Source organism: Pseudomonas hamedanensis, from assembly GCF_014268595.2.
In the GTDB taxonomy this organism is placed as follows: Bacteria; Pseudomonadota; Gammaproteobacteria; order Pseudomonadales; family Pseudomonadaceae; genus Aquipseudomonas; species Aquipseudomonas hamedanensis.
In genome coordinates, this window is sequence record NZ_CP077091.1 from 1,549,280 (window position 1) to 1,561,566 (window position 12,287).

Below are 12,287 nucleotides of genomic sequence, written 5' to 3' on the forward strand. Positions count from 1 at the left end.
TGCACGCGGCGCGCAGCCCGGAAAAGCTAAAACATCGGCGCGGTGCTGGCTGACATGGGAAGCCGGGACAAGCCCTGCTCTGGACAGCAGCGCAGACGCTTCTGCGGGCGCGCACCGGCCCCCGCAGATGCGTTTGGAGGGTCAGAGCCGACGCTTGCGGTTGAGCTGCGGAATCGTGGTCGGCGCGATGTCGACCGTGTGCGTTTGCCGCGAGGTCTGCGCCGCCAGTGCCGCCAGCGTCGGCTGACTGAACAGCGTGCGCGCATCGACATGCAGGCCGGCCTGACGCATGCGCGCCACCAGGCTCACGGCGAGCAACGAATGCCCGCCCAACTCGAAGAAGTTGTCGTTGCGCCCGACCTGATCAATGCCCAGCGTCTCGGCCCAGACCCGCGCCACGGCCTGTTCGATGTCGCCCTCGGGCGGCACGTAAGCGCGGCTGAGCAAGTGCTCGGCGCCGGGCGCCGGCAACGCCTTGCGGTCGATTTTGTCGTTGGGCGTCAGTGGCATCGCTGCAAGCCGCACGAATGCGGCCGGGACCATGTACTCCGGCAATTGCTGCAAGACCTGCTCACGCAGGTCTTCGATGCGCGGCGCAGCGTGACCGTCGCGCACGGTGAAGTACGCCACCAGGCGCTCGTCGCGCACCAGCACCAGCGCTTCGCGCACGGCGCCATGTTCAATCAGCCGGGCTTCGATTTCCCCCGGTTCCAGGCGCAGGCCGCGCAGCTTCAACTGGAAATCGCTGCGACCGAGAAATTCGAGATTGCCGTCCGCCTGGTAGCGCACCCGATCACCGCTGCGATACAAGCGATCACCAGCCACGAACGGGCTGTCAATGAAGCGTTCAGCCTGTATCTGCGGCAATCGGTGATAGCCACGCGCGACGCCTGCGCCGCCGATGTGCAGCTCGCCGCTGACACCCAACGGCACTGGCTGATCGTTGCCGTCAAGGATATACAGCCGCGTATTGCCCAGTGCCTTGCCGATCGGTACGACGCGTTCGGGCACCGGCTCATGAGGCTCCAACGTCCAGGCACTGCTGTCGACCGTGGTTTCGGTCGGGCCGTAAACGTTGTGCAGGCGCACCCACGGTAAGCGTTCGCGCACCGCACGGGCCAGCGCGACGGTCAGGTCGCCACCACCACAGAACACGTCGGTGAGGCTGATGCAGGCACTGACATCGTCCTGCTCGAGGAATTGCTGCAATAGCGCCGGGACGAACTTGACCACGCTGATGCGCTGTTCGCGTATCACTTGCGTGACGTAAGCCGAATCGCGGTTGCCATCAGGACGCGCCAGCACCAGCCGCAAGCCAGCGCTCAACGGCCAGAAAATCTCCCACACCGAGCTGTCGAAGCTGAACGGCGCCTTTTGCAACAGCGCGCCGTCTGCGGTCGGCGGTCGAATCTGCGAGCCCCAGTGCATGAGGTTGCAAACACTGCGGTGTTCAATCATCACGCCCTTGGGCGTCCCCGTGGAGCCTGACGTGTAGATCATGTAAGCCAGGTTCGACGCATTCAGGCCCGGCACTTGCAGGTTGCCGCTCGGCGCGTCGTCCCAGGTGCTGCGGTTGAAGTCGACCACGGTAGCATCCGTGTCACCTAGCAAATTGCGAGTCGCCGCGTGCAGCAGCACCGCCACCGGAGCGCTGTCGCGCAACATGAATTGCAGACGCGCCAGCGGATAGTCCGGGTCCAGCGGCACATAGGCGCCACCGGCCTTGAGAATCGCCAGCAAGCCGATTACCAGCTCAAGACTGCGCTCGACACAGATCGCCACCCGGTCATCCGGTTGCACGCCTTGTTCGCGCAGGTGATGGGCCAGGCGGTTCGCCTGTTCATTGAGTTGTCGCCAGGTCAGTTGCGCGTCGCCGGCCTGCAACGCAATCGCATCCGGCTGACGTTGCACCTGCCGTTCGAACAACACGTGGAGCGGCTGCTCGAGCGGACATTCGACTTCGGTTGCGTTGAAGTGGGTCAGCAACTGCTCTCGTTCTGTCGGCGACAGAATCGGTAGTCGGTTCACCGGCAGATCCGAGTCCTGTTCCAGGGCGTCAACCAGCCCGCTCACGGCCATCTGCATGTACCCGCCAATCCGTTGCGCGCCGATGTGGGGCAGCGCCCTGGCAGTCAGTTGCAAGCCATCACCGAAATCGTCGACGCTCAAGGTCAGCGGGTAATTGGTGCGTTCTTCGTTGGCCAGGGTTTCGATGCCTTGCCAGTCCGGCCCTTCGGCATTGCCGTTTTGACGGTCGCTGTGCCGATAGTTGAGCAGCACGCTGAACAGCGGAGTCGGCGCCGCCACGTCACTACAGCGCTGGGCCAGAGCCAGCGAGGCGTGTTCGTGCCCGAGCAATCCGGTCAGGCGCTGGTGGGTGGCCTGCACGGCGATTAGCGCAGTCGCAGCGACATCGACCCGCAAGGGCAAGGAGTTGATGAACACGCCCAGTGCGCGGTCGGCGCCCTCGCCGCCCTGCATGCGCCCCATTAACACCGTGCCAAACACCACCCGCTCACGCCCCGACGTGGCCGCCAGCACCCGCGCCCAGGCCAGGTGAATCAGGCTCGCCACGCTGACGCCGAGCCGACGCGCCTGCTGGCGCAGACGACCGTCCAGTTCGGCAGCCAGTGGTTGCTGCGACTCCTCGATACCGCGGCCATCGCCTTGTACATCGTGCAGACCGAACGGCAGCGTCGGCTCATCGATATCGCCGAGCATCTCGCGAAAAAAGCCTTCATGCTCCGTCTCGCTGACGCCAAGCCGCGCTTGCGCCACATAGTTGCGGTACGGCACCGCTGGCGGCAACGGCTCGCACTGCCCGGCAAGGCTGGCGGACAGTTCGGCGCGCAGTACTTCAAGCGCAATGTGATCCATCGCCAAGTGATGGAACAGCAACACACCGACCATCCGCCCCTTGCCCGGATCGCGGGCAAACAGCAAGCGCAGCAGCGGTGCCTGGCTGACGTCGAGGCGATAGCGGCGCGCGTCAAACCGTCGATGCAATTGATCGAGAACGTCACCCTGGGCGGGGTCAATCCTGACCTCCTGTACCGGCAGTTCGACTTGGCGCAGAACCACCTGCACCGGCGTGACCAGCCCCTCCCAGACCACGGCAGTGCGCAGGATATCGTGTCGGGCCATGGCCTGACGCAATGCATCGGCAAAGGCTTCGACACGCTCCAGACTGTCGAAGGCGAGGTGCGATTGCAGCAAGTACGGATCGCCCTGCGTGGCGGTGATGTGGTGGTACAGAATGCCGTCCTGCAACGGTGCCAGCGGATAGATATCCTGCACGTTGGCGGCACCACCGGGCACGCTGGCAACCACGCGGTCGAGAGTGGCCTGATCCAGCTCGACCAGCGACAGCATGTCGGGGCTGATCGCGGTGCAACCGTCCGGAATGCGATTGGCCGGCACGTCGACTTCGCGCCCGCTGCCAACGGCCGCCGCCAGTGCGGCCAGGGTCGGCTGGCCGAACAACACCCGCACGTCACAACTCATGCCGAGCTGGCGCATACGCTCGATCAAATTGACCGCCAGCAGCGAGTGCCCACCGAGTTCAAAGAAATGGTCGTGGCGGCCGATCCGCGTTACCTGCAACACCTCGGCCCAGATCTGTGCCAACGCCGTTTCGACGTCGCCCTGCGGCGGCGCATAGTCACGGCGAATCAAGGCGTCCGGGCCCGGCGCCGGCAAGGCCTTGCGGTCGAGTTTGCCGTTGGCAGTCAGCGGCAGCGTCGTCAACCGCACGTAGGCCTGCGGCAACATGGCACTGGCCAGGCGTACTTGCAGATAAGCGTGCAACTCGACGATGTCCACGGGCCGGCGTTCGCTGAACCACGCCAACAACTGCCCATCACGCGCCAGCACCACCGCCTCCCGGACGGCGTCGTGGCTGCTCAGTACAGCCTCGACTTCGCCCGGCTCGACACGCACGCCACGGATTTTTACTTGATCATCACTGCGCCCCAGATATTCCAGCGTGCCGTCGTGCTGCCAGCGTACCCGATCACCAGTGCGATACAGACGCGCCTCGGGCACCTCGCTGAACGGGTCGCGCAGGAAGCGTTCGGCGCTGAGGTCTGCGCGGTTCAGGTAACCGCGGGCGATACCGGCGCCGCCAATGTACAGCTCACCGGCGATACCGATGGGCAGCGGTCGCTGCTGTTCGTCGAGGACGTGCACCGTTGCGTTGCTCACCGGTTTGCCGATATGCAGCGTACGGCCGACCTCTAATTTGCCGGAGGTCGCGACCACGCTGGCCTCGGTCGGACCGTAGTTGTTGATCACCTCGAACGATTGCGCGCGGTTGAACTGGCGCAGGCGATCGCCGCCGATCAACAGCGTGCGCAGGGTCGGATGGTCGAGCTGGCGGCTGAACGCATATTCGGCGATGGGTGTCGGCAGAAAACTCACGTCCAGCGGTTGCGCCCGCCACCACGCCAGCAGTGCGTCGATGTCTTCGCCGCCGTCCTGGGCCGGGGCCAGGTGCAGGGTCGCGCCCGCGCACAGGGCCGGCCAGACCTCCCAGGCCATCGCGTCAAAGCCGAATCCGGCCAGGCTTGAGGTGTGCTGGCCTGGGCCGACGCTGAAGGCCTGACAATGCCAGTCGAGCAGATTACCCAACGCTCGGTGTTCGACCATCACGCCTTTGGGCACGCCCGTGGAACCGGACGTGTAAATCACATAGGCGAGGTTCGCCACGGTCAACCCCGCCACCACAGGATCGGCGTCGGTGTCGGTCGGCCAGTCGCGACGATCCAGCTCAATCACCGGTACTTGCAGCAACGGCAAGCGGGCGCGCAAATCGCTTTGCGTCAGCACAGCCAGCGGTGCGCAGTCTGTGAGGAGATAGCTCAAGCGCTCGCTCGGGTGAGCCGGGTCGACCGGCACATAAGCCGCGCCAGCCTTGAGTACCGCGAGCAGTCCGGTCAGGGTATCGAGGCCACGCCGGGCGACGACGGCAACGCGATCATCGGGCTGAACTCCGAGCGCAATCAGATGCCGGGCGAGAAAATTGGCTTGGCTGTTGAGTTGGCCATAGGTCAGTTGCTGCCCTTGATAAAGGGCAGCAATGGCGTCGGGCCGCTGCGCTGCTTGCGCGGTAAAGCGCTGGGCAATCGTCTGGTCTTGCGGGAAGTCCGCCTGCGTGGCGTTCCACTGCTGTAACTGACTCGATTCATCCGCGGTGTTCAGGCAGAACTCCGCCGTCGTCAGCGCGGGCTGCTCCAGCCCCTGCTCGAGAATCGGCAGCAAGCGGGCGCCCAGCGCTTCGACTTCGGCGGCGTCAAAGTATGCTTGATCGTAAACTAGATGCAGCCAGGCCTGATCGTTGAAGCGATTGCTGCGAAGGTGAACCGCCAGCGGTGTCGCTTCATGACCATTGGAGACTTTGACGGTGTGTGCCGAGGCCGCGCCATAACGGTAATCGTGGTCGTCCTGCTCGTAGGACACCGAGACTTCGAACAGTTGGGCGCGGTCTTCGCGCAGCAGACCCAGCGCACGATTCATCTCACTCAGGGAAAAACGCTGATGGCGCAGATCCTGTTTCAGCTCAGCCGCGATGGACCGCACAAGGTCTGCAAACGGCAACTCGCGAGCGAAGCACAAGCGCACGGCGCTGACTTGAGCGAACAAGCCGAGGGTGGTTTTAAAGCGCGCACCCGAGCGATTGAGCAACGGCAAGCCCACCACCCATTCGTCACGCTGCGCGGTGCGGCTGAAATACACATGCAACGCCGCCAGCAACACGTGGAACGCCGAAGCGCCAAACTGTCGCGCCGACTGTCGCATGCGCTGGTGCAGCAATGCAGGCAACGCTTGCACATAAGCCTGTGACGGTCGCGCCCCTTGACTGGAACGCTCACGATGACGCGGTAACAACAGCGGCTCCGGCTGCGAACGGTACTTGTCGAGCCAGTAGGCGCGATCACGGGTGTATCGCTCCGAGGCCTGATAACGCGCATCGTCGTGAATGAATTCGACGTAGGATGGCGGCGAAATCAGCGGTGATTGCCCCTGACTCAGCGCGCTGTAGATGTCGCCCAGGGACTTGAGCATTTGCCCGAAACCCCAGCCGTCCAGAATCAAATGATGGGCCTGAGTCGCCAGCCAATGGCGGTGGCTGTCCAGACGAATCAGACAGAAGCGGAACAGCGGCTGGCCTTCCAGCGGATAAGCCTGCGCCATCTGCTGTTGCACCAGCGCTTGCGCGGCTGTTCGCGCATCGGCGTGCACGGAAAAATCAAACAGCGGCATCGCCACCGGCATTGTCGGGGCGAATCGCTGGCGGGGCATGCCTTGCGTATCAGCCCCCGGCAGCAGGACAGTGCGTAACGCGTCGTGGTTGGCAACCAGACACTCGAGCGCCGCGTGCATCACGGTCTTATCCAGCGGGCCGCACAGTTCGACATAACCGCCAATGTTGTACAGCGGCGAGTCGCCACGGCTCAACTGGTCCAGCCAGATGTCCCGTTGGGCGGCGGTCAGCGGAAAAGTTTCGCAAGGCACGGACAGATCGTCCGCCGCGTAAGCAGAAGTTGACTGCATAAGATCCATCTCATGTGATTTGCCGCGTATTCAAGCATCGGCCCTGATGAGCGCATGACACCTGAAACCCGGACAAGCGCAACCGACCCCGCATGGCTCTGGACAGCCCCTCCACAGCCAGCGACCTAGCGTTTTCTGCCGGAGCATTGCTGAAAAATCTGTAGGAAAAACACCATGCGCCGATGCTGCCTTTCGCCCAGCTCTGACCGCTGGAAAATCCTTCCGGACCTATCTACCGGGCTCCCGCCGTGACCGGACAGTCACAGAGTTCGTTTGAGCGCCAGTGAGAACCGTCAGGATCCCAGCGCCAACATTCCAAAATAGTGGCACTTTGTGTCCCTGTTTTCCCCTACAGACGCAGGACAAATGCATAGGCTTAAATCCGCTCCAGATCAGTTCAAGGAGAAGTGATCACGCGGTGGCTTTTGGCAGAAACGGCAGACGAAGCAGTAATGGCTCTGAACCAGGGATGAGAAGGATATGAATCTGACCGGCAGTATTCGCAACATGGAAAACCCGCATTTTTATTGGCAACTTGGAGAGCTGATAGCCAGCACCGGCGACGATCACTTCGCCAGCAACATGTTCCAGTTGGTCGACACTTTGGTGCCGGTCAACCGCCTCGATCTCAGCGAGTGGACGCTGGATGAGCGCCAGGCGAGCGTAGTGGAGATCAAACCGCTGGGCAGCGCAGGTCTGCCGCAAGCCGGCGCCAGCCATGCCACGCTGGAGCGGCCCGACGATCATCCGCTGTTGCAGAAGATGATCGAGATGAACGATTCATTGCTGATTCAATTGAAAGCTTCACTGTTGCCGCGTCATCCGCAGCACTGCGTGCATCAATGCAATCTGGTGTCGCGCACCTCCAATCGCCGCTGCGTCATCTCGGTTTATCGCCCGCATACGCAGCGGGTGTTCTCCCTGCCGGAGCTGGCGTTTCTGAAAAGCTTGTCCGACACCCTGCTGCCGCTGATCGAGCGCCATGCGCAGATGACCCGGCAAAACCTCGCCCGCCAGCCACGCCCGCCGCTGGCCGAGCGGGATCAGGCACCGCTGGCGCAAGTCTTCGATGAACGCCTGGCATTGAGTAACATCGTCCTCTCGGCCCGCGAGAAGGAAGTCTGCCTGGGCCTGCTGACCGGCGGCACCGTGCCGCAGATGGCGGAAAAGCTGCGGGTCAAGAACAGCTCCATCGAAACCTATCTCAAGCGTGCCGCCGCCAAGCTGGGCGTCAGTGGGCGGCATGGCTTGGCGAAATGGATGGCCGGGGCTTGAACTCATCTCAGTCTTTCCAGCGTCTGAGGCGCAAACGCGCCTTACGGCTTCCCCTGTTCTGCACGATCCTGCTGATGACGGGTTGCTCGTTGATCCCGGAATACCAGCGACCGCCATCGCCCAGTGCCGCGCAGTACCCCATGGCAACGCGGCCGGCTACAACCGGCGATGACTGGCGAACCTTGTTCAACGATCCGGCACTCAAGCAACTGATCGAAAGCGCTTTGGTCAACAACCGCGACCTGCGCGTGGCCGCGCTGAATGTTCAGGCGTTCCAGGCGCAATACCGCATTCAACGCGCTGACCTGCTGCCGGCGGTCTCGGCCAATGCCAACGAACTGCGCCAGCGCCTGCCATCCAGCGTCACCGGTGGCCAGGCGCAGATCACCTCGGCCTATGCGGTCAATCTGGGTATCAGCGCCTATGAACTGGATTTCTTCGGTCGGGTGCGCAGCCTCAGCGAGCAAGCCCTGCAGACATGGCTCGCCACCGAGCAGGCCCGGCGCAGTGCCGAACTGAGCCTGGTAAGCAATGTTGCCAATGCCTACCTGACCTGGCGCGCCGATCAGCAACTGCTCGAACTCAGCCGTGACACCCTCGCCGCCGATGAGCAAAGCCTGCACCTGACCACACGCAACCGCGAAGCCGGCAAATCTTCGGCGCTGGAACAGGCACAGGCGCGGACCAGCGTCGACAGCTCGCGGGTCAATCTGGCGCGCTATCAGCGTCTGGTCGCGCAGGACCTCAACAGCCTGACGCTGCTGGTGGGTGCGCCGGTGCCGGCGCAACTGCCGGCGCTGCCGTTGGCTGGCGAGCTGGTTTCTCCGCTGCCGGCCGGGCTGCCGTCGGACCTGCTGCAACGGCGTCCGGATATTCTCCAGGCCGAATACCGACTTAAAGCCGCCAACGCCAATATCGGCGCGGCACGTGCAGCCTTTTTCCCCAGCGTGAGCCTGACTGCCAATGGCGGCACGGCCAGCCGTGAACTCTCCGGTTTGTTCAGCGCAGGCTCCGGCGCGTGGACTTTCCAGCCGCAAATCAGCCTGCCGCTTTTCAACGCCGGCAGCCTGCGCGCCAGCCTGGATTACGCCAGGTTGCAAAAAGACGTGGCCGTCGCCGAATACGAAAAATCGATTCAGACAGCGTTTCAGGAAGTCGCCGACGGACTGGCGGCGCGCAGCACCTACGGGCAGCAATTGCAGGCCCAGCGCGATTTGGTCCAGGCCACCCAGGATTACTACAACCTGGCGCAGCACCGCTATCGCAACGGTGTCGACAGCAGCCTGACGTTTCTCGACGCGCAGCGCTCGCTATTTGCGTCGCAACAAGGGTTGATCACCGACCGCCTGGCGCAACTGGTAGCCGAGGTCAATCTATACGCCGCGTTGGGTGGTGGCTGGCGGAATGATGATCGGCCCGCGCGGTAAACGCCGGTCATTTCTTCTTACACCTTTTGTCGCCCGATCCTGCGCGGACCGGCGATCCGCGGCCGGCGGTCGCGCTCAGTTTGCTATCATGCGCCGCTTTTACGGTTAACCCCCCGCCAGTCCTGTCGACTGACGGGCTGCAAAAGGCGGTATCAAATGACGGCTTTGTTGACTCGCCGCAAGGTGCTTGCGGGAATGGGCGTACTCGGGCTTGGCCTGCTCGCCGGCTGCGACACCCGTGGCCAACTGTCGTACAAGTACGGCAAGGATCTGAGCGACAAGATCCTCGGACGCACCTTCAAGCTGAAGAACACCGAGGGCGAAACCATGTCGCTGTCGAGCTTTCGCGGAATGATGCCGATGATTTTCTTCGGCTTCACCCAATGCCCGGCAGTCTGCCCTACCACCCTCGCCCGCGCGGCGAAGATCAAGAAACTGATGGGCCGCGATGGCGATCGCCTGCAGGTGATCTTCATCACCCTGGACCCGGAGCGCGACACGCCGCAAATCCTCGACGCCTACGTTAAAGCCTTCGATCCCAGCTTCGTCGCGCTGTACGGCACGGTTGAGGAAACCAAGGCCACGGCCAAGGAATTCGACGTGTTCTACGAGAAAGTCCCGGCTGGCGACACTTACACCATTTCCCACACGGCCACCAGCTACGTCTACGACTCGCGTGGCGAATTGCGCCTGGGTCTGTCTACATCGCTTTCGGCAGAAGAATGCACGGAAGATTTGCTCACTGTTATGGAGGTCTGCTGATGCGTCCTGTTCTGAATCATCTCAAACGCACCGTGTGTGCACTGTCCCTGCTCGGCCTGGCATTCCAAGTGTCGGCGCAGACCCGAGTCGACGACGCCTGGGTGCGGGCCACCGTGCCGACGCAGTCTGCCAGTGGTGCGTTCATGACCCTCACCGCCGACAGCGACAGCAAGTTGCTCAGCGTCGCCTCGCCAGCGGCCAAAGACGTGCAGATCCACGAAATGAGCATGAAAAACGACGTCATGAGCATGGGCCCGGTGAAGTCGGTTGACCTGCCTGCCGGCAAAGCCGTGAGCTTCGACCCGAACGGCTACCACGTCATGCTGATGGGCCTGACCGGCCAGTTGAAAGAAGGCGACAGCGTGCCGCTGACCCTGACCGTGGAAAACGCCAAGGGCGAGAAAGAAACCATCGAAGTGAAAGCAGCGGTTCGTGCGCTGACCAACATGGGCGGCCACGATCACAGCAAAATGCATTGATCGCTGACTGAAATACTGTTCGCCCGAAAAAAAGCGGGGCGGCTCGATCGATGATCGGACCGCCCCGTTTTTGTTGCGTTCAGGTAAATTTGGCGCTGGTCGTGGCATTAAAAGACAGCGTCAATAACCTGATCAGGTCGGTGAATGGGCAGAATTGACCTGGCGTGGAATAGCGCTAAAGCCGCGGGAGTGAGCCTGCTCGCGGAAGCGGAGTGTCAGTCATCAAGTACTGAATGATCTGACGCTTTCGCGAGCAAGCTCGCTCCCACAGTGGTTCTGGATGATGCTCTATTTCACGCTTGCCACAGATCCCTTTGTAGGAGTGAGCCTGCTCGCGAAAGCGGTGTGTCAGTCACCAAAGTGCTGAATGATCTGACGCTATCGCGAGCAGGCTCACTCCTACAGTAATTCCGGGTGACGCCGTTTTTCGGGTTCGGCACAAAACCTTTGGGAGCTGACGGAACCCTCAACTCCCCTCACCACCATGCGCCTCTTCAAAAAAGTAATCCTTCCAACTCGCCGCCTTGTTTTTCAGCACACCCAATTCCTGCAATTTCTGCGCATAGATAAAGGTGCGCTGCGGCACCACGGTGAAGTCGATCTCCGGGTCCTGGACGATTTGTTCGACCAGGGTCAGCGGCAACTTCGATTGCTCTACGCGAATATAGGCCTGCGCGGCGGCAGGTCTGTCGGCCTTGATGATTTTCTCGGCCTCGGCGAGCGCGTCGTAGAACGCCTTGTAGGTTTTCGGGTTTTGGTCGTGGAATTTTTCCGTCGTGTACAACACATTGAATGTCCCCGGACCGCCAAGAACGTCGTAGGAGCTCAGCACTTTGTGCACGTTGGGATTTTGCAGGGCCTGGTACTGGAACGGCGGACTGGAAAAGTGCGAATTGATTTCCGAGCCGCCGGCAATCAGCGCGGCGGTCGCGTCCGGGTGCGGCAGGCTGACCGAGATATTGTCGAATTTCTTGAACTGGTCATCACCAAACTGTTTGGCGGTTTCGATCTGCAAGGTGCGCGACTGAAAACCTACGCCGGCAGCCGGCACGGCGATGCGATCCTTGTCACTGAAGTCCTTGAGGGTCTTGATGTTCGGGTTGTTGGTCAGCAGGTAGTTGGGCATCGAGCCCAACGCGGCGATGGCCTTGACGTTCTGCTTGCCTCGGGTGCGATCCCAGACGGTGAGCATTGGCGGTACGCCGGCAGACACCACGTCCAGAGCGCCGGTCAGCAGTGCTTCGTTCATCGCCGTCGCACCGGAAATGCTGTTCCAGTCGACCTTTATATCCAGGCCCTGCGCCTTGCCGTGCTTCTCGATCAGTTGCTGATCCCGTACCACGTCAAGAATCAGGTAGCCAATGCCGAACTGCTGGGCAATGCTGATTTTGCCTTCAGCCTGGGCCGCGCTGCTGAACAGCGCGCCCGCCGTCAGGGTCGCGGCCAATAGAGCCAGCGCGGAACGTTTGAACGATGGGGCCATGACAACCTCGCAGCTAAGGGAGTGAGCTGAAAGGCCTGACTTTATCGATATAAAAAGTATAAATTAAATACCTTTATTGCATAACGATAGCACTGAGTCATTTTGCTATCCATTGCACCGCTATCGCGAGCAGGCGATGGCCAACAACAGCCTGAAACAAAAAACTCAACTCAGCGAACAGCGGCTCTTCGTCCAGAACGCCCGCAAACACTGAGCGTCCGGCGATTTGCGAATCGTAGCCCAGCCATTTAAAAAGCCGATCAGCGCGCCTGCCCTTGGTATCATCACCCACACTTTTTTGACCCTTTC

At 61.8% G+C, this 12,287-nt stretch carries 7 protein-coding genes; 4 read left to right on the top strand and 3 right to left on the bottom strand.

What is annotated here, in order from left to right:
• Window positions 1-141: 141 nt before the first annotated feature.
• Window positions 142-6,552, bottom strand: a complete 6,411-nt coding sequence (locus tag HU739_RS06620; protein ID WP_186547983.1) for a non-ribosomal peptide synthetase — start codon at window positions 6,550-6,552, stop codon at window positions 142-144.
• Between the two features lie 480 nt (window positions 6,553-7,032).
• Between HU739_RS06620 and HU739_RS06625 the strand changes: the two genes are divergently transcribed.
• The 4 genes from HU739_RS06625 to HU739_RS06640 all read left to right on the top strand — a co-directional run bounded on the left by HU739_RS06625 (window position 7,033) and on the right by HU739_RS06640 (window position 10,495).
• On the top strand, window positions 7,033-7,827 hold the full coding sequence (locus tag HU739_RS06625) for a helix-turn-helix transcriptional regulator (RefSeq protein WP_186547985.1): 795 nt from the start codon (window positions 7,033-7,035) through the stop codon (window positions 7,825-7,827).
• 74 nt (window positions 7,828-7,901) lie between these two features.
• On the top strand, window positions 7,902-9,254 hold the full coding sequence (locus HU739_RS06630; protein WP_225922813.1) for an efflux transporter outer membrane subunit: 1,353 nt from the start codon (window positions 7,902-7,904) through the stop codon (window positions 9,252-9,254).
• Between the two features lie 156 nt (window positions 9,255-9,410).
• On the top strand, window positions 9,411-10,016 hold the full coding sequence (locus HU739_RS06635) for an SCO family protein (protein WP_186547990.1): 606 nt from the start codon (window positions 9,411-9,413) through the stop codon (window positions 10,014-10,016).
• Entirely contained in the window at window positions 10,016-10,495 is a 480-nt protein-coding gene (locus HU739_RS06640; protein WP_186547992.1) for a copper chaperone PCu(A)C, read from the top strand. The genes HU739_RS06635 and HU739_RS06640 overlap by 1 nt, the downstream gene beginning before the upstream one ends.
• A 466-nt stretch (window positions 10,496-10,961) precedes the next feature.
• Here HU739_RS06640 and HU739_RS06645 read toward each other — a convergent pair whose 3' ends face one another.
• Window positions 10,962-11,978, bottom strand: a complete 1,017-nt coding sequence (locus HU739_RS06645; protein ID WP_186547994.1) for an ABC transporter substrate-binding protein — start codon at window positions 11,976-11,978, stop codon at window positions 10,962-10,964.
• Window positions 11,979-12,075: 97 nt separating this feature from the next.
• Window positions 12,076-12,270: a hypothetical protein gene (locus HU739_RS06650; RefSeq protein WP_186547997.1), complete on the bottom strand. Its 195-nt coding sequence runs from the start codon at window positions 12,268-12,270 to the stop codon at window positions 12,076-12,078.
• Window positions 12,271-12,287 lie beyond the last annotated feature (17 nt).